Source organism: Uruburuella suis, from assembly GCF_022870845.1.
GTDB lineage: Bacteria > Pseudomonadota > Gammaproteobacteria > Burkholderiales > Neisseriaceae > Neisseria > Neisseria suis.
In genome coordinates this window covers 2,568,669-2,590,677 of the sequence record NZ_CP091507.1, presented here as the reverse complement: position 1 = coordinate 2,590,677, position 22,009 = coordinate 2,568,669, and the positions used below count along the sequence as shown (strand labels likewise).

The 22,009-nt window shown below is 48.0% G+C and carries 18 protein-coding genes; all 18 read right to left on the bottom strand.

Translation table 11 applies throughout. From position 1 onward, the window contains the following. Positions 1-600: 600 nt before the first annotated feature. Positions 601-1,353, bottom strand: a complete 753-nt coding sequence (locus LVJ78_RS11875; protein ID WP_244802575.1) for an IS5 family transposase — start codon at positions 1,351-1,353, stop codon at positions 601-603. A gap of 365 nt (positions 1,354-1,718) precedes the next feature. Continuing rightward, a complete protein-coding gene (locus tag LVJ78_RS12490; protein ID WP_279387852.1) occupies positions 1,719-1,844 on the bottom strand; it encodes a hypothetical protein in 126 nt (41 codons plus the stop codon). A 3-nt stretch (positions 1,845-1,847) separates the two neighbouring features. Then, positions 1,848-2,411, bottom strand: coding sequence for an alpha/beta hydrolase (locus LVJ78_RS11870; RefSeq protein ID WP_207894288.1), 564 nt, complete (start codon positions 2,409-2,411; stop codon positions 1,848-1,850). A 331-nt stretch (positions 2,412-2,742) separates the two neighbouring features. Continuing rightward, on the bottom strand, positions 2,743-3,168 hold the full coding sequence (locus tag LVJ78_RS11865) for a hypothetical protein (protein WP_132953537.1): 426 nt from the start codon (positions 3,166-3,168) through the stop codon (positions 2,743-2,745). A gap of 157 nt (positions 3,169-3,325) precedes the next feature. After that, positions 3,326-4,180: a hypothetical protein gene (locus LVJ78_RS11860; RefSeq protein ID WP_132953536.1), complete on the bottom strand. Its 855-nt coding sequence runs from the start codon at positions 4,178-4,180 to the stop codon at positions 3,326-3,328. Continuing rightward, positions 4,180-4,638 carry an aspartate carbamoyltransferase regulatory subunit gene (gene pyrI, locus LVJ78_RS11855; protein ID WP_132953535.1) on the bottom strand — a complete coding sequence of 153 codons (459 nt, stop codon included), beginning with the start codon at positions 4,636-4,638 and terminating at the stop codon, positions 4,180-4,182. Before pyrI ends, LVJ78_RS11860 begins: the two co-directional genes overlap by 1 nt. Before the next feature lie 10 nt (positions 4,639-4,648). Beyond that, a complete protein-coding gene (pyrB, locus tag LVJ78_RS11850; RefSeq protein ID WP_132953534.1) occupies positions 4,649-5,569 on the bottom strand; it encodes an aspartate carbamoyltransferase in 921 nt (306 codons plus the stop codon). 377 nt (positions 5,570-5,946) lie between these two features. After that, positions 5,947-6,759, bottom strand: coding sequence for a 4,5-DOPA-extradiol-dioxygenase (gene ygiD / locus LVJ78_RS11845; protein WP_132953533.1), 813 nt, complete (start codon positions 6,757-6,759; stop codon positions 5,947-5,949). Positions 6,760-7,284: 525 nt separating this feature from the next. Further along, positions 7,285-8,412 (bottom strand): molecular chaperone DnaJ, encoded by a 1,128-nt coding sequence (gene dnaJ, locus LVJ78_RS11840; RefSeq protein WP_132953532.1) that lies wholly within the window; start codon positions 8,410-8,412, stop codon positions 7,285-7,287. A 309-nt stretch (positions 8,413-8,721) separates the two neighbouring features. Beyond that, positions 8,722-10,143, bottom strand: coding sequence for a tetratricopeptide repeat protein (locus LVJ78_RS11835; RefSeq protein WP_132953531.1), 1,422 nt, complete (start codon positions 10,141-10,143; stop codon positions 8,722-8,724). 227 nt (positions 10,144-10,370) lie between these two features. Then, on the bottom strand, positions 10,371-11,648 hold the full coding sequence (locus LVJ78_RS11830; RefSeq protein WP_132953530.1) for a capsule biosynthesis protein: 1,278 nt from the start codon (positions 11,646-11,648) through the stop codon (positions 10,371-10,373). A gap of 48 nt (positions 11,649-11,696) precedes the next feature. Continuing rightward, the gene (locus tag LVJ78_RS11825; protein WP_132953529.1) at positions 11,697-13,697 is read right to left on the bottom strand and encodes a capsular polysaccharide biosynthesis protein; all 2,001 of its coding nucleotides are present in this window, start codon (positions 13,695-13,697) and stop codon (positions 11,697-11,699) included. 301 nt (positions 13,698-13,998) lie between these two features. After that, positions 13,999-15,015, bottom strand: coding sequence for a UDP-glucose 4-epimerase GalE (gene galE, locus LVJ78_RS11820; RefSeq protein ID WP_132953528.1), 1,017 nt, complete (start codon positions 15,013-15,015; stop codon positions 13,999-14,001). Between the two features lie 118 nt (positions 15,016-15,133). Further along, the gene (gene kdsA / locus LVJ78_RS11815; protein ID WP_207894286.1) at positions 15,134-15,970 is read right to left on the bottom strand and encodes a 3-deoxy-8-phosphooctulonate synthase; all 837 of its coding nucleotides are present in this window, start codon (positions 15,968-15,970) and stop codon (positions 15,134-15,136) included. Between the two features lie 225 nt (positions 15,971-16,195). Then, positions 16,196-17,665: a glycosyltransferase family 2 protein gene (locus LVJ78_RS11810; protein WP_132953526.1), complete on the bottom strand. Its 1,470-nt coding sequence runs from the start codon at positions 17,663-17,665 to the stop codon at positions 16,196-16,198. A gap of 211 nt (positions 17,666-17,876) precedes the next feature. Next, positions 17,877-19,046 carry a nucleotide sugar dehydrogenase gene (locus LVJ78_RS11805; protein WP_132953525.1) on the bottom strand — a complete coding sequence of 390 codons (1,170 nt, stop codon included), beginning with the start codon at positions 19,044-19,046 and terminating at the stop codon, positions 17,877-17,879. Positions 19,047-19,050: 4 nt separating this feature from the next. Further along, positions 19,051-19,806 carry a hypothetical protein gene (locus tag LVJ78_RS11800; protein ID WP_132953524.1) on the bottom strand — a complete coding sequence of 252 codons (756 nt, stop codon included), beginning with the start codon at positions 19,804-19,806 and terminating at the stop codon, positions 19,051-19,053. Continuing rightward, a complete protein-coding gene (locus tag LVJ78_RS11795; RefSeq protein ID WP_132953523.1) occupies positions 19,803-21,998 on the bottom strand; it encodes a glycosyltransferase in 2,196 nt (731 codons plus the stop codon). The genes LVJ78_RS11800 and LVJ78_RS11795 overlap by 4 nt, the downstream gene beginning before the upstream one ends. Positions 21,999-22,009 lie beyond the last annotated feature (11 nt).

Genomic DNA, 22,009 nt, shown 5'->3' with positions numbered 1-22,009 from the left:
TGGCGCGCGCACATGACGAAAAGATGCCGTCTGAAACCTTTCAGACGGCATTATTTTATTTTTCGAATCAAGGTGAGATAAGGCAGCAAGCTTATTTTTGGATGGGTGCAATCTATAGTGAAATACAAAAAAAGTGATGCGGAACACCATTTTACAACGGCGTAGATTGGGTTGATAAACACAACGTTTCAGACGGCTTGTGGATTTGTTGGGTTTTCAACCCAACCTACCTGCCGTATCACTTTTATGCATTTCACTAATATACAGAAATCACCGGTTTAAGTTTTGACAAAGGCCGTCTGAAGCCGCTTTTTCAGACGGCATTAACATTTTATGCAAGCCGTGGGTTTTTATGCTTGCGATAATACCCATTCGAAAAAATAAGATAACAAGGCGGAAGCCTGCGACAGTACACCTAGGGTCTGTTCACAATTCATCTCGTGGCAATCTTTTGGCTCAAAAACGCGCCTGCCACGTTGAAAATGCTCGCAAGGTGTCCAACCTTGCTGCGCTTTTCGCCTTGCAAACGCGCTTTTGCGCTCAAAATCTTACGCACGGATGAAATGTGAACAGCCCCTAGGGCGTCCTGACAATTACTTGTCATAAAGGCAGCCATAGCATAATACAAGCTAAAGCAACTACGCTTTCATAATGCCTTTTCAAACGATCGTAACGGGTGGTAACCGCACGAAAATGTTTCAATTTTTCAAAGGCATTCTCTACCAAATGCCTCGCTTTATACAAATACCAATCCATACACACATTCAGACGCTCCCTGTCTTTTTTATAAGGAATATTCGGCCTGATGCCCATATCGGCAAGCAACTGCCTGAAAGCGTCAGAGTCATAACCTTTGTCGGCAGTCAGCACTTCGGTTGAGGATAAATCTACGCTATCCAGCAATTCCGGTGCCGCAGTAATGTCATTAACCGTTCCCGATGTGACCTTGAAACCTACAGGGTTTCCACAGGCATCGACAGCCAAATGAATTTTAGTGCTATTGCCACCACGGCTGTGGCCGATAGCGGCTGCCTCTCCAACAGTTGCCGCTGCATATTGGTGGACTTTGACATAGCTGCCGTCAATAAATACCCATTCCATATCGGGGAATTCGGTCAAGGCATTGAGTATGCTTTGAAAAATCCCTTTCTCCGACCATCTATGGAAGAGGCGCAACAGGGAATTGCCTTTACCGAAAAACGGCGGGATGTCTTCCCACGGTATGCCGGTTCTGATGCGGTAAAGTATGCCTTCTATTTTGAGGCGCAGATTTTTCTTGTGGTAAACGCCTAAATCGAGCAGAATGTTTAACAGCTTTGACCAGTATTCATCTTTGAGTAGTGTTCGAGGCATGGCAGATAAGTATGTTTTGTTTGGCGACAAAAATTTTAACTTATCTGCCTTTCTTTTATCTGATTATTTTTATGACAAGTAATTGTCAGGACGCCCTAGTACGACTAGGCGAGCCAACGCAGTTAGGTTATTTTTTTCGAATGGGTATAACGCCGCAAAACACGGCATTCCACTATAGATATCAGTTGCACCCGCGCAGACGGGGGCCCAGCAGGCGTAGGTACGATTAGCTTTGTTAAAACAAAACGTAATCGTACGCATGACTAGGCTTCTGCCTGCGCAGGCGCGACAAAAAAGGCGTTTGCATACAAACAGGCCGTCTGAAAGGTTTCAGACGGCCTGTTTACATGCAAACGCTTATGGGTTTATGCGCTCACTGCGTTGGCGGCTTCCACAATAAACGCGGCTACTTCTTGCGGGCGCGAAGCCAGAGAAGCGTGGCTGGCATCGAGGGTGATGGTTTTGCGCGGGTTCATGCGTGCGGCCATCATTTTTTAGTTTTCCGGGTTCAGCATGCGATCGCCAGAGGAAATTTGATACCAGTTGGGCTTCACTTTCCAAGCCGGTGCGGTAACGTTGTCGCCGAAAGTGCCGCCCACGGGCGCTTTTTGGGTAACGGCCATCACATAAGCTTCTTCTTCGCTCAAATCTTGGCAGAAGCTTTGGTGGTATTTGTCTTGCGCCACCCACAAAAAGCCGTCGCTGTCGGGCTGGATGTTGGCAAAAGCTTCAGGCGGGTTGGCCTGGCTGATGGCGCCGGCGCTCTCGCCTGCATCGGGTGCGAAGGCGGCGATGAATACCAGCGCGCCCACATTGGGCAAATCACCCATTTCGGTGATCACTTTGCCGCCGTATGAGTGGCCGACCAACACCACGGGGCCGTCAATCTGCTTCACCATTTTGCGGGTGCGCTCGGCATCGTCTGCCAGCGAAGTGAGCGGGTTTTCTACTGCGTGGATGTTGTCGAAGCCTTGTTCGCGCAAAAGCGGAATCACTTTTGCCCAATGCGCCGCGCCGCCCCAAAAGCCGTGTACCAAAACGATTGCAGGTTTGCTCATAATGTTTCCTTCATTAAGTGGATGGGTTGGAATGTCTTACTTGCTGTTGCATCATGATTGATACCGATATGCTGCCTTGGTTTCCAAGCTTGGAGAATCGGGCAAATATTGTATTGATCATGCGGCCGATTATACAGCGCGTTTGTGGGAAAACAATCTGTTTGCAGCGGCTTTTCTTGAATTATTTAATGGCTTTAATTGATTCATGTTTAACATTAAATATGAAATAAAAAGCGGGTTAACACCATTTTTTGCGTTTGAAAACAGGCCGTCTGAATGTTTTCAGACGGCCTGTTTGAATGAGTTGGATGGGCGCTCGTTGGTGCGGTTATCAATGCACGGCAAAAGGCAAAAAAGAAATATCCATCACATAAGCTTTGGGGTTGGCCCAATCCACGGTTACTTTGATGCTGTTGCCCAGATAAGGCGCGGGATCTTCGCCCATGGGCGGGCTCACGAATTGCTGCATTTTGCCGTTTTGAGGATTAGGCGCCACGGCGATGATTTCATAGCGGTCGACAATGGTGTCGCTGCGTTTTTGGTTCCAATGGCGCACTTCCTGCACGGCGGCCTGAATTTCCACGCCTTGGCGCACGGCTTGTTGCTGGCCTTGGTATTTCGGCCACAAAATAAAGTAAAACACTGCGCCCAGCGCCAGCGTCATCAGCCAAGTGATGGGATTGGGCACGAAAATGCTCACCAGCAGCAAAATAATGAAAAACACGGCGGCGATGATGAGGGTGGTGATAGAGAGCATATTGGTTCCTTATACAAGACAGCTTTCATACCGATTCGAAAAAATAACCTAACTGCGTTGGCTCGCCTAGCCGTACTAGGTGTACTGTCTTCGGCTCGCCGCCTTGTTATCTTATTTTTTCGAATCGGCATCAGACGGCCTGCTATCTGCGCATAGCCTAATACAATAATTTTTTACGCGGTTTGCGTGCGGGTGCGTGCGCGGCAGGCCGCAGCGCGCCCAGCGCGGAAATATCCAGCACGCTTTCGGTGGCGCAGAGATTGCCGAAACAATCTTGATATTCGGCGCTGATTTTAATGATGCCATTAAACGGCGCAGGCGCAAAACGCGCGGCCAAAATATCGAAATCGGTAAACACGCCGCCGTAGGTTTCGCCGGCGGCCAAAATATCGAGGCCGCCTGCCACGGCGCTTAAAGATTGCAGGCTGGCCACCACGGCTTCGGCTGCCGGCGTGGCAGCCACCGGCTCGGCGCTCAGGCGCACGGCATGGGCGCTGCCTTTACCGTGATTAGAGAGCGCCAATTCGATTAAGTGCGGTTGGTCGGCTGCGGGGCGCAACACCGCATGCAGCACCGGCCGCACATGCTCTTGCTGCAAGGTTTCCAAATAGCGGCTGGTTTGCGCACGGTGTTGCAGCGAGAGGCGGGCGAAAAAATACGCCAGTGGAACCAGCGCAAGCGCCGCCACGGCCGTGAGGGTGGCGGCGAGGTTTTGCAGATAATCGCGCGGGTTGAACCACAAAAATGCGCTTAAAAAGCCGGCGAAAAAAAGCACGATATATAAAATGGGGGTAAACCATTGTTGTAGGCGCGTGTGCATAAGATAAGGCCGTCTGAAAACGTGGGCGGGCTGCATGGCTTGAGCATAACATATTTTTAGGGCAGGTTTTTTGCAGATAAGCGATGCCTGCGCAGGCGCGATGGAAAGGGCGTTTTGAAAAAGCTTCAGGCCGTCTGAACCATATTGTTCAGACGGCCTGAAGCTTTTGCCATGCTTGCTGAGCGGGTGCATCAGGCTTCGGTAACGGCATCGCGCGAGAAGGTTTTTTCGCAATAATGGCATTTCAATTTGGTTTGCCCCTGATGGCGGCGCACATAAAAGCGGCTGGTTACCGGCTCGCCGCGGCTGGCGCAGTTGGCGTTGGGGCAGCGCAGCACTTCGCTGATGGTGTCGGGCAGCTCGAGCTGCATTTTTTGCACCACTTGGAAATCTTCAATCACGTTTACCGTGGCTTCGGGCGCAAACAAGGCCAGGCGGTTGGCGGCTTTTTCATCAAGGTGCACGCCGGAGATTTTGATGATGTCTTTGCTGCCGTGGCTTTTGCTGGGCAGGTTGAAGCCCACGGTCACGGCGCTGCCGTAATGCAAAAGCTTGAATTGGCGCAAAATCGCCAGCCCGCGGCCGGCGGGAATATGATCGATAACGGTGCCGTGCTGAATGGCTTCCACGCTGTATTGCTTTTGGGTCATGTGTGGCTCCTTACACTTCTTCATTCAAAACCAGCGATAAAATCGCCTGGCGCGCATACACGCCGTTGGCCGCCTGCTGGAAATAATAGGCAAAAGGCGTGGCATCCACATCGGGGTGGATTTCATCCACGCGCGGCAAGGGGTGCAAAATGCGCAGGTTTGCTTGGGCCTTGGCGAGCATGGCGGCATCGAGGTTGAATTTGCCTTGGATTTTGGCGAATTCCTGCTCGTCGAAGCGCTCGCGCTGCACGCGCGTCATGTAGAGAATGTCGGCCCATTCCACCGCATCTTCGAGCGTGGGCAGAATCTGATAAGCGCAACCGGCTTCTTCCAGCTCTTCGGTGATGTAGTCGGGCATGGCCAAAGTGGGCGGCGACACAAAGGCAAATTCGCAGCCCCAGCGCTTTAAAGCCTGCGCCAGCGAATGCACGGTGCGGCCGTATTTCAAATCGCCGCACATGGCGATTTTGAGGCCGGAAAGTGAGCCTTGCGTTTCGTAAATGGTCACCAAATCGAGCAGGGTTTGGCTGGGGTGTTGGTTGGTGCCGTCGCCGGCATTGATCACGGGCACTTCGGAAAATTCGGCCAGCACGCGTGCAGCGCCGTCTTTATGGTGGCGCTGGATGATGGCATCGGTGTAGCTGGAAATAATGCGCGCGGTGTCGGCCAGCGTTTCGCCTTTTTTGGCGCTGGTGTTGGCACCGTCGGCAAAGCCGATTACCTTGCCGCCCAAGCGCTGCACGGCGGTTTCGAAGGAGAGGCGTGTGCGCGTGGAAGGCTCGAAAAAGCATGAGCCGATAAGCTTGCCTTTGAGCAAATCGCCACGCGGCTCGGCTTTGAGCTTGAGGGCGGTGTGCAGCACAAGCTCGAGCTGCTCGGTGGAGAGATCGGCAATGGAAATCACATGTTGCCGGTAGAGCGGGTTGGGCATGGCATATCCTTTTCGGTTTCCGTAAAAAAGCCCGTTTGCACGGGCTTTTTTTAATGATTGGGGGCAACGGCAAAGCCGCTGCGGCGGGCAGCGCGGGCAATCGGGCAAGCAGATGCGGCATTCATGGCGGCGTGCGGGTGTGGATAAACAGGGCGATTATCGCATAAATCAAAGGCCGTCTGAAAGAAAAGCTTCAGACGGCCAAGAAAGCTGTGGGGCGAATGCCGGTATCCTACCTTGCTTTAAGCCCCGAAAAACCTTGCGCTGCACACCGGTGTCGGATTCGAAAATTTAACCTGCGCGCCTGCGCATGGCAGTTGAGGCGATTGAAAAGCAAAGGCCGTCTGAAAGGTTTCAGACGGCCTTTGGGTCGGGCTTTAAGCGGCCAGCCGCTCATCGCCCACCAGCACCGAAGTCATGCTCAGCGATTTGCCCACGATTTCATCGGTGAGCAGCGTGAGCGCTTCGTCGTCGGATTTTGCGCCGATTACATAAAGCAGCGGCCACCAATGCTCGGGTGTGGGCGCAGCCAGGCGCAGCTCCTCGGGATAAGCATTATCGTTGGTGAGCGCGGCGTTGTTGCCGCTTTGCAGCCAATGGTTCACCAGCTTGCGGGCGGTTTGCGCCCAATCGTAAGCGCCATCGGTGGTGTCGGGGTGGCGCCAATCCATCAGGCGCAGGTTGTGCACGATATTGCCGCTGCCGACAATCAAAATGCCTTGCTCGCGCAATGCAGCAAGCTTGCGGCCGAGGGCGAAATGCTCGTGGGCATTCAGATCGGCGTTGAGGCTCAGCTGCACCACCGGAATATCGGCATCGGGAAACAAATGGCACAGCACGCTCCAAGTGCCGTGGTCCAGCCCCCAGTCCAAATCGGCGCTCACTTCGGCCTCACCCAGCAGGGCGCGGATTTCGGCGGCCACTTCGGGGCTGCCGGGCGCGGGATATTGCGCATCAAACAAGGCTTGCGGAAAGCCGCCGAAATCGTGGATGGTACGCGGTTTTTCCATGGCGGTCACGGCGCTGCCGCGCGTTACCCAATGCGCCGACACGGCCAAAATGGCGCGGATTTTGCCGCCATAATGCGCACGCAGCGCATTGCCCAGCCGCTGCCAGCTTTCGGAATAAACGGTGTGCTCAATCGCGTTCATCGGGTTGCCGTGGCCGAGAAACAATACGGGTAGTTTCATGAGGTTGCTCCTGTGTGGATTTTGTTGATGAACACAGTATAAAGTTTTCAGACGGCCCGATAAAGCCGGGTTTTGTTGATGATTTGTTTCTTGTGGGGAAACGTTTTTGATAATAGTGAAATCACAGAAAAACGGACACAAAGAATACAAATCCCAAACTGCGTGTAGGGTGTGGCGCAGCCGCGTACTCGGTTTAAACGGTTTCTGCTTACGTGGCCGCACCACTGTTTTGCTCAAGCTAAAACCAAAGCGGCACATCTGCCAAGATGCGCCGCTTCGATTGGATGGTGCAGGCCGTCTGAAACTTAAGGAGGCCCTGATACCAATCAAAAAAAAATAACCTAACTTCGTTGTCTCGCCTTGCCGTACTATCTGTACTGTTTGCAGCTCGCCGCCTTGTTAGCTTACTTTTTTGAATGGGTATAAATCATTCATGATGACGGCTTTTACCGCCCTTTTTTACGCCATGCCGCGTTGGGATTTTGAAGAAATAGAACCACTATTCCCTCGAAATTCCGCTTTACTTTAATCGAAAATATCGCGCACTTTGTCGAAAAACGATTTTTGACGCGGCGTTTGCGAGCGGTCGAGGCCGGTGGAAATTTTGTCGAATTCTTCCAGCAGCTCTTTTTGGCGCTCGGTGAGGTTGATGGGCGTTTCCACCACCACATGGCAATAAAGATCGCCCACCGCGCTGGAGCGTAGCGATTTGATGCCTTTGCCTTTCACGCGCATGCGCCGGCCGGTTTGGGTTTCCGAGGGAATGCTGAGCTTCACTTTGCCATCAAGCGTGGGCACTTCCACATCGCCGCCCAGTGCGGCGGTGGCGAAGCTCACGGGCAATTCGCAATGCAGATCTAGGCCGTTGCGCTCGAATGTTTTGTGTGCTTTTACCTGCACCACCACATATAAATCGCCTGCGGGCGCACCATGCTGGCCGGGCTCGCCCTCGCCGGAGAGGCGGATGCGTTGGCCGTCGTCGATGCCGGCGGGGATATTCACTTCCACCGTTTTGCTGGTTTTCACGCGGCCTTCGCCACGGCATTTGATGCAGGGCTCTTTGATTTCCTTGCCGCTGCCGTGGCAGGTGGGGCAGGTTTGCTGCATTTGGAAAATGGCTTGGCGCACATGGATGGTGCCCGAGCCGTGGCAGGTGGAGCAGGTGCTGGCCGAAGTGCCGGGCTTGGCGCCGGAGCCGTGGCAAACATCGCATTCTTCATAAGTGGGCACGCTGATGCGCTTTTTGATGCCTTTGGCGGCTTCTTCCAGGCTGATTTCCACCCCGTATTGCAAGTCGGCACCTTGATAGCTTTGCGCGCGACCACCGCCGGCACCGCCAAACATTTGGCTGAAAATATCACCGAAATCAAAGCCTTGTGCGCCGCTGAATCCACCAAACCCACCAAAGCCGCCGGCGCCCATATTGGGGTCGACACCGGCGTGGCCGTATTGGTCGTAAGCGGTTTTTTTCTCGCGATCGGAAAGAATGGCGTAAGCGTATTGCACTTCTTTGAATTTTTCTTCCGCCGCTTTATCGCCCGGATTGCGGTCGGGATGGTATTTCATCGCCAGCTTGCGGTAGGCTTTTTTAATTTCATCATCGCTGGCGCTGCGGGCCACGCCCAGCGTTTCGTAAAAGTCTTTGTTGCTCATAGGAATTTGCTTGTGTGGAATTTATTGAGATTGCAGCCGAAAATATGGGCGTACGCGCGAAACTCAAGGGGCGGGAGGATATTTTTGTCGGCAGCCATTCATCGAATGTTGGCGTGCGGATATCCAAACCTGCGCATCATTGATACAGAGATACGCAGAAAAATAGACAAAAAAGTTTCAGACGGCCTTTTTTGATAGCATACAAATAGATAAATCATGATTGATTGCATGGCATGCAAAGGCCGTCTGAAAACTTTTCAGACGGCCTCTTCTTTAATTCTGAATCAATATTGGTCGAACAATACCGACTCATACCGCCTGCCATTGCTGCAGCAGCTGCTGCAAGGCTTCTGGCTGCTCATGGCCGCCATCAATGGCGTTTTGCAGCCATCGGCAGGCGGCGGCTGCATCGCGTGGCACGCCCTCGCCGTGGTAATGCAGGCAGGCGAGATTATATTGGGCAACCGTGTCGCCCTGCTTTGCGGCGGCTTCAAACCAATGGGCGGCTTGGGCAGAATCGGCGGCCATGCCTTGGCCGTTGTAATACATCATGCCCAAATTGGTTTGGGCTTTGCCGTGGCCGTGGCCGGCAGCTTCGAGATAAAGGCGCGCCGCCTCGGCATAATCTTGCACCTGCCCGAGGCCGTAGTGGCAGGCAAAGGCACGTTGGTAAATGTGCTCGGCCGCTTGGCGCTGCAAGGCGGCTTGTTTGAGCCGGCCATAGTCGGCGCTGTGGCCGAGCGCACCGGCGGCCAGCAGCTTTTGGTAGGCGGCCATATCGCCTTGGTCGGCGGCGCGGCGGTAATAAACGGCGGCCATGTCGGCATCGGCGGCCACGCTCAAGCCGTAGCGGTAAATATCGCCGAGCAGGCGCAGGGCTTTGGCGTGGTTGCGGCGGGCGGCTTGTTCGGCAAGTTGGCGGGCTTTTGCCGGATTGCGCTCGATATGTTTGCCAAACAGGTACATTTCGGCCAAAGCGGCTTGGGCATCACTATCTTGCAGCTCAGAGGCCGTCTGAAACCAGTGGAGCGCCTGCTCGGGCGCAGCCTCAAGGCCGTGGCCGCCTTGCAGCAAAAGCTCGGCCAAGGCTGTTTGGGCGCTCACCAAGCCTTGCTCGGCGGCATGGCGGAAATGAAAAGCAGCTTGGGCATAATCACGCGCCACCGCTTGACCGTGGCGGTATTGGTTGCCCAATTGCCAATGCGCGGCCGCAAAGCCTTGCGCCGCCGCCTGCCGATAAAGCGCATGTGCGGCCTGCACATCTGGCTCGGCCGCTTGCTGGTAAAACTGCGCCAGATAATATTGAGCATAAGGGTGGCCATGCTCAGCCGCCCGCTTGGCCCATGCGATGGCTTGAGGCTGCCCATGATTGGCATAATATTGCAGCAAACGAATTTGGGCAGGCAGAAAATCTTGCTCTGCCAACCGAATATAGCCGGGCAGCAAAGGCTCGGCCGGCGCGCCATCGCTTTCTTGCCACTGCAAAAGATTATAGTGGGCAAAAGGATGCTGCGCCGAGGCCGCTTGCTGCAACCAATGCCGCGCGGCCTCAAGGTCGGCCTCGGTGCCTTGACCGTGGAAATAGCAGCCGGCCAGCTGAAAAGCAGCTTCGGCATGGCCTGCCGCTGCGGCTTGATGCAGCAGCGGCAGGGCGGCGGAGTGATCGGGCGGCGTGGCAATCAGTAAACTGTGCGCTTGTTGATAAAAGGTATTGGCAGATTGGTGGGTCATAATGATGCCGTCTGAAAAATGATGCCGTTGTTGTATAACCGACCCCAAAATAATCTGAAACGTTGTTTCTCCTTGCTGCATTATCTGTGTTGCCTGCAGCTTGTTTCTTTATCATCTTAAATTTTGGATTGGATAGTACTGTGCATCAGAATGGTGAGTAATGTTTTTGTTTAGATAAATATTTTTTAATCCCGTTTAAAGCCATATTGGTTTTATTGAAATATTGATTATTTCATATTGTTTGTTTTATCGGGGGCGGTTTTCTGCTTTGGAAAATCGGGAAAATTAACCCTGCTGTAGAAGCTGCCGTTAATTTGCGTAACGTTGACGTGATACATGCGGTAGGCACGGAATAATTGGGCATCGGGCGGTGAGGGGCTTGCCCAAAAATCAGCCAAGCTGCCTTGAAAAGTAAGGCCGGGGATGTCGTAATGGGCACGCCCGATCACCTTTACCGGCATGTTGTGAATCAACGCAGAGAGTCCGCTGGTGCTGTTGAGCGTGACCATGCCGATGCCATGGCGCAGAAATACCGGCATTGGCACATCATGCACATAAAATACCCGCCCTTTGAGCTTGGGGTGTTTTTTTATGAAATGGGCAATATCTTTTTTGTAATCGATAAAGCCTCGATCCATCGGATGGTGTTTGACAATTAAATTTATATGCTCAGGCGCATGAGTGGCAAATGAGGTGAGAATATGGAGCATAAAATTGCGCACCGATGAAAAATCGCTGTGTATGCGGATTTGGCTGTCGTTAAATACCTGTAGCGGTAAAATAAAGAATTTGCCATATTTGCCGTTTTCCACCTGTTTGGCGAAATTACGGTCTTCCAGCACATAATTTGCCCGTTTCAGCCCTGAAAGTATCCATAATTTCAAATAATGCTTCAAGCCGAAAATACGGTGGTGGATATAGTGCGGATATTGTCTGTTTGTGAAATTGGCCGCAGTATAATAACGTATTGCCGCTTTAGCCATAGGTAAAAAGCCATCAGGCACTCTTGGGGGGTGTTGGTATTTTTTTTGCATGAGTGCCGGATAGGCATCGGTAAAAAAAGCACCGTTGCGCGGAATAGGGGAATAAGCGTTTACGCCGCTTTTTTCCAATGTAATGAAATGCGGACGGAAATAACCTTCTTCGAAAGCCCAAAAACTGACATTATCAAGACTGGCGGCCAGTTTTTTAGCCAAAATATGATAAGGGCGGGTGTCACCAAAGCACACGATGGCTTGAATATGGTGTTCTTTGATAAATTGAACTAAAAATTCCGGAAATGCCTGATAGGTATCACGATAGGAAAATGTGTTTCGGGTTTCGGATGGATAAAAGGCTTCATCACCGCCATTGAAATTCAGTTTGAAAACGGTTTTGTGATGCGTGTGGGTCAGCCACTCCGCGAAATCGTAAAAAAAAGAGCCAATCGGCCCCTGTAATAACAAAATGCGGTTATTGACAGAAACCAATTCTTCGAGATGGCTTTTGATTCTTGGTTGTTCCATAGGTTATAAATAATTTTTTAGTGGCTTTTGTTACTGTAACATTTTAGTTTATTTAAACAACAAATAAAGCTGCTTCAACTCACCAATACGCTGTCTGAACCAGTTGTGGCTCAACATATTGTTGTTTTTTAACGACTGTTTTTGCTGTTTTACGGTGATAATGGTTGTGTGTGCATCTGTTATGCTGCGAGTGGCGGGGTGTATATAGGCCGGATAGTGAATTAAAGTACCGGCTATCAGCTCCCATAACGCCAGCTTGCGGTTGCGGCGCTGAAGAGCTAGGTAATCCTGAGTCAGCCCCCAGCCGGCGTAAAAAGGTAAGCCATAGCAATACACGGTTTTGCCGCGCAGCAGGGCTTCAAAGCCGGTGAGCGAGGTCATGGTGTGCACTTCATCAACATGCTGCAGGCAGCTGAGAATATCGGCTTTAGTGATAACATCATCGGCATATCGGACAGCATCTGAGGTGTTGATATGGCCGATGCGGTTGCCGGTCACCACATCAGGGTGCGGCTTGTAGAGAATATAAGCATCAGGATTGAGTTGGCGCACTGTTTGCAGCAAATCCAGATTTTTATAGATTTTCGGCGAGCCGTAACGGATAGATGCATCATCTTCCACTTGGCCGGGCACAAGTAGAATTTTTTTATCGGTAGCCGGCCGATTGAATGCTTTGTGGCCTACATTGTATTTTGTGATGGCGCCTTCCGTAAGCATAGTTTGTAGTGATGAGGCTGTTTGGAAGTCTTGTTCATTAAAAAGCTGATTCTGCAAAATATGCTCTAGGCGGGAGGGCATTTCGGCATTGAAATAAATGCCCATATCATCAATCACCAATGAGAGCGGCGGCACCAAATTGCTGCCCAGCCCCACAGAGCGGATAAAGCCGTCTTCCATACGCAGCAACGGGAGTGCGCGACTGTGGGCAAAATCAATCAGATCATCATGGCCGCGGCTCCACACCAACAGACGTGCATCAGGCGGCAAAGCCGTTTTTTGCAATTTTTTTAGCGATGGCACAAAGTGCAGACGGCATGAGGGCACTTTGAAAAAAGGCTTCATCACCGCACGCTTCCATATTGACATGCCCACACAATACAAATCCCCACGTAGCTTTTCATTCAGGCGGCGGGCGGCGGCCAAATAATCGATCACATCAAACAGCGTGCCGGCCTCGCCGGTGTTGGGATTGATATAGCGGCTATATTGCAGATAAGCGGCGGCAAAAAGCTGCGTGAGCGTGCGCGGCGCGCGGCGGCTTTGTGCGTCCAGCGCGGCAATATCGGCATGGCGGTCATCGCTCACGCCCCAGCCGGCATACCAAGGCAAGCCAAACGTGGCCACCGGCTTGCCGCATAAAAGCGCCTCGAAGCCCATTTGCGAGGTAACGCAATAAACTTTATCCACTTGCAGCAGCAGCGAAATCGGGTTGATGTCTTGCGCCAAAAGCCGCACATTTTCAGCATTTGAAGAAAGATGGCCAAGATAGCCGCGCTTTTTACCGCTCAGCACGTCCGGATGGGTTTTCACCCAAATTTCCGCATCGGGATTTTCTTGCAAGGCCGTCTGAAACATATTTTCAAACGTGGCCGCATCCGCGCCGCCGCATTGCACCGCCATATCGCCAAAGGTTTGATCAATCACCAACACCCGTTTTTTTTCAGACGGCCTGCTTATCAGACTGTCCCCGCTTACTGCCTGCGGGGATGACGTTTCTGAAAAATCAGGCGCATGATTGTATTTAGACAAACGGTTTGCCACAATCAGCCCGATGGCCTTTTGCGCCTCAGCCAAAGTTTCAGACGGCATATTATCTGCAGCTAAAAGCAATTGCTCCAAGCGTGAAGGGCGGGAAGTGTCGTAATAAATACCGAGATCATCATGCACCATCGAAAAGGGCGGCCAACCCGCCACACCCAAACCGAGCGACCGCAAAAAGCCATCTTCTAATGCAATATAAGGCAACTCGCGCTGCGTCGCATAAGCACGCGCTTTGCGGGCAGACGAGCGCAAACCCCAGCCCATCACCACATCCGGCCGGGCAGGCATCAAGAAGCCCGCTTTTTGCAAATGGCATTCAGGCAGAAAAGCGGCAAGATGGGGAATATTCCAAATGCCGCGGGAGAAAATAAGGGCGTTGTGCACGAGAGGTAAAATTTATCGATAAACGGTAATGTTATTTTAACATGCAATTTATCGGGAAATGAGAAAATCATTGAAGAAATAAATGGCCGTCTGAAAGGCTCAGACGGCCTGATGATTTAATGTTGTTTGATTTTTGAAAATTAAAATGAATATTTTGTTCGGTGTAAAATTTAATTGTTTGAAATAGCTTGGTATGTATTTGAAATTAATCAGTATAGCCATCAGGATTTTGACTTTGCCAGCGCCATGCATCTACCATCATTTGATGTAAATCGTGCTGTGCCTGCCAGCCGGTTTGCTGATGGGTAAACGAAGGGTCGGCAAAACAAGTGGCAATATCGCCCGGCCTGCGTGATTTGATTTGATAAGGAACACTTAAGCCCGAAGCTTGTTCAAATGCTTTAATCATATCTAATACGGAATAGCCATTGCCGGTGCCTAAATTAAACGTGTGCACGCCCGATAGGCAGCTTTTTGCCTGCATGGCCTTTAGATGGCCGTTGGCCAAATCTACAACGTGAATATAATCACGCACACCCGTACCGTCAGGCGTGGGATAATCATCACCAAATATCGACAGATAAGGCAGCTTGCCCGAGGCAACCTGACAAATATATGGCAAAAGATTATTGGGAATGCCGTTGGGATGCTCGCCAATCAAGCCGCTTTTATGGGCGCCAACCGGATTGAAATAGCGCAGTAATATAACGCTCCAGCGTGGATCGGCTTTTTGAATGTCGGCCAAAATGCGCTCAACCATATATTTGGATGTGCCGTATGGATTGGTGGTGCCGCCAACCGGCATGTTTTCCGTAATCGGCATGCGCTCAGGGTCGCCATAAACGGTGGCTGATGAGCTAAATACAATATTAAACACACCTGCCGCAGCCATTTCTTCAGCTAAAATCAAGCTGCCGACTACATTATTGTCATAATATTTAACGGGTAGCTGAGTGCTTTCGCCTACAGCTTTCAAGCCCGCAAAATGCATTACTGTATCAATCGGGTGAGAAGCAAATATTTTTTTCAATAATGAGCGGTCACGGATGTCACCCTTATAAAAAGCAACATCTTTCTCCAAAATATGGTGCAGGCGCGGCAGAATATTTAATGAGGAGTTGCATAAATTATCAAGAATAACCACATCATAATCTGCCTGCATCAGCTCAATCACAGTATGAGAGCCGATAAACCCCGTGCCGCCAGTAACCAAAATAGCCATAATAAATAGTTAAATAATATTACGAAAAGTTAATTATAACTTAAATTTCGATTAGCTCGCATATTATATAGGCCGTCTGAAAGAATTTCAGACGGCCTATATGGTTGAGATTAAAAATTTATTTGATTTCTAAAGGTGAAAAAGATTTCACCACATCATCCACCGCTTTTACGCGCACCAAGAAATCTTCCAGCTTATCCAGCGGCAAAGCGCTGGGGCCATCGCAGCGGGCTTTATCCGGATTGGGATGCGCTTCTAAAAACAAACCGGCCAAGCGGGTGGCCATCCCGGCCAGCGCCAAATCGAGCACTTGCTCGCGCCGCCCGCCCGAAGCCGAGGCGCCGGAAGCGCGCTGTTGCAAAGAATGGGTTACATCAAAAATAATCGGCAAATCGCCGCAACTTTTTTTCATCACTCCGAAGCCCAGCATATCCACCACCAAATTATCGTAGCCGAAGCTGGAGCCACGCTCGCATAAAATCAGCTGCTCATTGCCTGCTTCTTTAAATTTTTCCACGATATTGCCCATTTGCGACGGGCTTAAAAATTGCGGCTTTTTGATATTGATCACGCGCCCCGTTTTGGCCATCGCCACCACTAAATCGGTTTGGCGCGCCAAAAATGCCGGCAGCTGCAACACATCACACACTTCCGCCACCGGCTCGCATTGATAAGGCTCGTGCACATCAGTGATCACCGGCACGTTGAATTCTTTTTTCACCGCAGCAAAAATCTTCATTCCCTCTTCCAGCCCTACGCCGCGATAAGAATGGATGGAAGAGCGGTTGGCCTTATCAAAAGAAGCCTTGAACACATAAGGAATGCCGAGCTTATCGGTAACTTCAACGTATTTTTCGCAGGCAAAAAGCGTGGAATCCAAGTTTTCCAGCACGTTTAAGCCGCCGAAGAGGGTAAAGGGGGCGCTATTGGAGAGAGAGAAATGGCTGAGTTTCATATTTACATTTAATCCTTTGATTTTTATCATTCTGTCTTAGGGTCTGTTTACATTTCATCACGCGGCAATCTTTTGGCTCAAAAACGCGCCTGCTGCGTTGAAAATGCTCGCAAGGTGTTCAACCTTGCTGTGCTTTTCGTCTTGCAAGCACGCTTTTGCCCTCAAAATCTTACTCGCGGATGAATTGTGAACAGATTCTAGAAAGGCAGCTCGATAGCGATACATTTAGGCCGATTTAAGTGCTTTTATATAATCTGAGCAAATTTGAATTTTCTCAGCCCGAACCATCAAATTATGTGGCACGGGAAATGGGCGGCTGCCTTGGCCGTCTGAAGCAATCAACGGCGCTTTGCCGCTATTCAGGCAAGCAATGTGCCATGAGCGCCAAGCTTCCCAATAAGCCAAGCGGGCGGGCGAAACCCCATTCGAGTCATAACCGGTTTCAGGTGCCGTCATTAAGGAGTCTGCCCGATGTGCACCAAATGTTAATGGCTTTTTGATTTGAATGGAAGCTTTTGCACCAAACACCCACTTGAGCCGTTCGGCAAATTCACTGTCGGCACCTGTTCGCACCCAATCCCACACGCCTGTTTCGGCCAGTACGATTTTTTTGCGGAATAAAGGCGATGCGGGGTTTAGCCGCATCAACGGGTGCACCGGGCGTGCATAATACATACCGTTGTCTTCCACCCTCACCCATTGCGAAGTGGTGTATATCAAGCTTGGGTTGGCCAATAAAGGTTGAATTTGATATTCGATTTTGCGCGGGTGCGCCCAATCATCAGAATCATGGCAGGTAATAAACTCACCGCCTGCAAGCTTGAGCCCCATATTTTTGGCTGTGAATGTGCCGACATTGACCGGCAGCTTGATATAGCGCAGCCGGCCGTCTTGGCTTGCCATGCTTTGAACGATATTTTCAGTGTCATCATCACCGGCATCGTCAACCACGATAATTTCGATGTTGCGGTAGGTTTGCTGCAATAAAGAATCCAGCGCATAGCCGATGCGCTCGGCACTTCGGAAAGCAGTGACCAAAATGCTGACTAAAGGCCCATCAGTGGCAGCAGATTCTATGTGGCAGCTTAAATTGCCCGCGCCAAATGGCAGTGAAGCATCTTTTAAGCTTAATTGATCCAAGCCATAAGCTTCCATAAATTGATTGGCATAATTAAGCTGTTTTTGGGGAGAGGAAGAGGCAGCATTTGCCATTAATAGAGAAAGTTCGGGCTTATGCTTTATCCAATCGGTGTGCATCACCGGATTTAAAAGCGCATGTGCTTCCATTTTTCTATCTAAGCGCAATAATAAAGCGGCATGCAACGCCGGCGGTTTATTATTCACTTTCTCCAGCACTGAAAGCGCCAGCGAGGGGGAAAAAGGAGCTAAAGAATCGGCCAATGCAATTTTCTGCTTGCGGCCGAACAGCGGCGTTTTGATAAGCTTCAACACAATTCGTCGGGCCTTTTTATGTTGGCCGCAAGCAGCAAGCGACACCGTATAAGCCAGCCAAATTTTCCAGCTTCGGCCTTGATAGGGCTGAGCCGCCGCAGATTGATACATACCGAGGCGGTAATAAACATAGCCTGGCCAGCCGGACTTGCCGCCTGTTCGGCGCATATAAGCCGCCACCAGCAAAAATTTATTTTTCTTGATTTGCCGTTTGCGTTGCACACGTTTTAAGAAAGAAAGCACAATACGGCTCCTAAGGAATAGTTTACTTGATTGCTGATTTTCCGGCCAACCGGCTCAGGCTGCATGAACATAATGGATGCCGGAAAACGATAGAAAAGCTTGGGCAGGGCGAATGCTTAATGCATGAAAATAAAGAGGGTTTTAAGGTGATTAAATTTATCGGCATAGAATAAAAGCAGACCATGCGGCCTGCTTTTACCTTTTGGTTTAATCAAGCATCAGAGCCGGATAGATCCCTGCTGTATACTTTATTCAAAACATCTTCCAAATCTTCAGTAACCCGGTTTGCCACAATCACATCGGAAACCTGTTTGAAATCGGCCAAATTGTTAATCACTTTAGAATGAAAAAATTCAGCTTCGTGCAGCACGGGCTCATACACCACCACCTCAATGCCTTTGGCTTTCAATCGCTTCATAATGCCTTGAATCGAGGAAGCGCGGAAATTATCCGAGCCGGCTTTCATAATCAGGCGATAAATGCCTACTGTGGTCGGATTGCGCTTTAAAATATCTTCAGCAATAAAATCTTTGCGGGTGCGGTTGGCTTCCACAATCGCATGAATCATATTTTGTGGCACATCTTGATAATTGGCCAGCAATTGCTTGGTGTCTTTCGGCAGACAATAGCCGCCATAGCCAAAGCTCGGATTATTATAATGGCTGCCGATGCGCGGATCGAGGCACACGCCATCGATAATCTGGCGGGCATCCAAACCATGCGCTGCGGCATAAGTATCCAGCTCATTAAAATACGCCACCCGCATGGCCAGATAGGTGTTGGCAAAGAGCTTGATGGCTTCGGCTTCAGTGTTATCAGTGAGCAACACCTCCACATCTTGTTTTAAAGCAGCCGATTTCAGCAAATCAGCAAACTGCTGCGCCCGCGCAGAGCGCTCGCCCACAATAATCCGGCTCGGGTAAAGATTATCGTACAGCGCCTTGCCTTCACGCAGAAATTCGGGGGAGAAAATAATATTTTCCGTGCCCAAATCCTGCTTTAAGCGCTCGGTAAACCCCACCGGCACCGTGGACTTGATAATCATCACTGCATCAGGATTAATGGCCATCACATCCCGCGCCACCGCTTCAACCGATTGGGTGTTGAAGTAATTACTTTGCGGATCGTAATCCGTGGGCGTGGCGATAACCACAAAATCAGCTTGGCTATAAGCCGATTTTTTATCTAAAGTGGCTTGAAAATTTAAAGGCTTATTGGCCAAAAAATCTTCGATTTCCGCATCGATAATCGGAGATTGGCGTTTATTCAACAAAGCCACTTTGGCTGCGTCAATATCTAAAGCGGTTACTTGGTTATGCTGCGCCAACAGCATGGCGTTTGACAGGCCGACATAGCCTGTTCCTGCGATGGTAATGTTCATTTTATCAGTCTTTGAAATTTGCTAACTCAATAAGTTCATCAATAAAGATATATAAGCCATCCCATGGTAGATGATGGATATCAACTGTACCATTGTCTAGGACTCTAAAACCAAACTGATCTACGAGATGTGTTTGGTCATACCATATCAATGTCGTTGTATTAATTTGTTTTAGAGCTTGTTGCAAACTAGTATTAGTTTTCAAACGTAATTTATTAGGATTACTACTATTGACTAGGTGACCAAAAATTATAGCTTTTTTTTCATTTTCTAATAAAATCTCATCTATGGATATTAGATTATCAATTAGAAGGTCAGTATCCTCATAATCCAAGACATTTAACGCAGGCATATATTTTTGATAATAACCATCTTTCCATATATCAGCATAACTAACATCTTGATAATAATTTGGATTCCCTTGAATATGTAAATTATTCAGTTTGTAAGAGCGATGCGCTGATATTTCAATAAAAAGAGTATCTGCATTTTCAAATTGCTGTCTAATTCGATCAACTGAAGCACAAAAATTATCTGTCCATAAATCTAAATCAAATTTATTGCATTCAACTTGATCTTTTCTAAAAAACAACTTAGCTTGTTCTGCAGTAAGAGTAATATCTCCTGTAATAATTTTCAGACAGTCTAAGATTTGAGAAGTTGAATGAAAGTATCCCATCCTAGGAAACTCTACTAAAGTTTCGTCAATAAGTGTTAAAGGCTCATGCAACCTTGAAGTTCCTATTGGAAAAATTTTCATTTATCATCCTTGCTTTTAATTAATTTCAGTAAAATTTGAACATTACCAATCGAGTAACAATTATTTAAATATTCCATAAACATTTTTTTGTCGTGAATATATCTAAAAACTTCATTCCAATGAAGTTCAAAAATTTTCTTTTGAGTACTTTCATCATATTGCTTTATCACATAATCAAATTCAGATAAGAATTTATTTTTTAAATTTAAAATATCAATATTAAATATTTTATTACTTACATCAGATGGTTCTGGGTTTAATCTTACACCAGAAAATTGTACTGTTTCAATTTCATATTGTTCAAAAAAACGAAGATTAAGTTCAATATCTTGGTGCCTGCGATAGCTTTCATCGAAACCATTAAGCGCCATCAGTGCCTCATATTTATATGTTGCTGTATTTGTATGCAGATAGTGTTTTTTATATTCGAGTAATAATAGCTCTTTAGACAAATTGCCTTTTTGATATCTATTCTTATCATCTTCCGGAGAGTTCCAGCCTAAAAAACCACAATATACAGCGCCAATTTTTTGTTGGGTGTTTTTAAGCTTGTTTATCGATTTTGATAATCTATCAGGCAGATAAATATCATCATCATCTAAAAAAGTTATATATTCACCCGTGCAATTCAATAGGCCGGTATTACGCGCAGCCGCACCATTTCGGTTGGCAGAGTGTGAAATATAGCGAATAATTTCATTTGGATGCGATTCTTTTATTTTGTTTATTATGTCTTCTGTAATCAAATTGAATTCGGAATCTTTTCCATTGTCACTGATAATGATAATTTCTTTGTCAGTATAATCTTGAGTCAATACCGAGAGTAAAGCATTTTCTAAGTTTTTAGGGCGTTTATATGTGGGTATGATTACAGATACGCGGCCTTTAATTTGTTTGGAATTGGTAATCGTAACTTCATTGAATCCTTCTATTTCGATATTATTTCCATTTAATTTATTATCTACATATTTAATTAAATCATTTTCTGTCAATATATAGTCAGAATCTAGTTGGATTGCAAAGTCTGTGCTACCTATTTCTATATGATTGGGTATGTTTGTAAGGTTGTTTACTTGGTTTTCTAGAATCTCTTTATTGTGAAGTGGCCGTAGACCATCTTCGCTATAATAGAAAAATTTGATAGTAAACAAACTTTGAGCGTCATTTCTTGAAGTGAATGATGCGAAGTATTTTAAATTTTGTTTAGAGCTGATTAATATCGATATTACTGGTTTAGGAAGAGGATAGGGGAACTCTTCTAGGGGCCATCGCATTTTTTTGCTATGTGCTATTTGACACCTTCCTCCACGGATTGAGCTTGTGCCCACGTCCGGAATGATAATATTTGGATAGCAAACGAAACATTCTTCTAAGTGATTTTCGTATATTTCACCCATCGGCAAATGATCAAAAGGGCCATCGTAGGCTGACTCGGCTTCAATCAACTCATCGTAGACACTAGAATCTATACCAATCGCAAATGAGCCACAGGTATCTAGACGACGAGGTAAATAGAAGCCTTTTTTTAGCGAACTTTCATTATCTACGCTGTCCCAATTATATTGCGAGGCTCCAAGTTGTATAATTTTCCAATTTTCTTTAATAGCCGATATAAATTGGTGAAACTTACTCATAAAATTTGGATGCAGTAGAATGTCATCTTCTAAGATCAGTATTCTTTTATAGCCTTGTGCTTTCGCGTTTTGTAGAATTTTCAGGTAAGTATTTATATATCCAATTGCACCGGCCGACTCAATAAAACGCTTCCCTCTTTTAATTTCTAATTCATTAAATTCAGTATATCTATTAAGCTTACCTAGATTTTTTTGATATTCATCAAAAAATTTAATACCTTCGGCTGTATAGCCATTTACTGCTTCAAATAATGTATAGTTAATGTTATTGTTTTTAAGGTGAAACGAAGCAGTAATTCGACGATTTACTTCTTTTTTCAGGTTAACTAGATATATGCAATCAAAATAACCATCAAAAAAATCTTTATTTATTTGTTTTTGGTTTTGAATATCTTGCAATGAGGAAATATGTGGAAGGTTTAATTTTTTCTTACAAAGTAAAATATTTGCTTCAACTATATGTCTGCCATAAATATCTGCAGCTAGTTCATAATGTTTAAGCGCATCGGCATAATTTCCCTCTTTGTAGAAAAGAGTCGCTTTCATTAAATGATTCATATGAGTAAAAA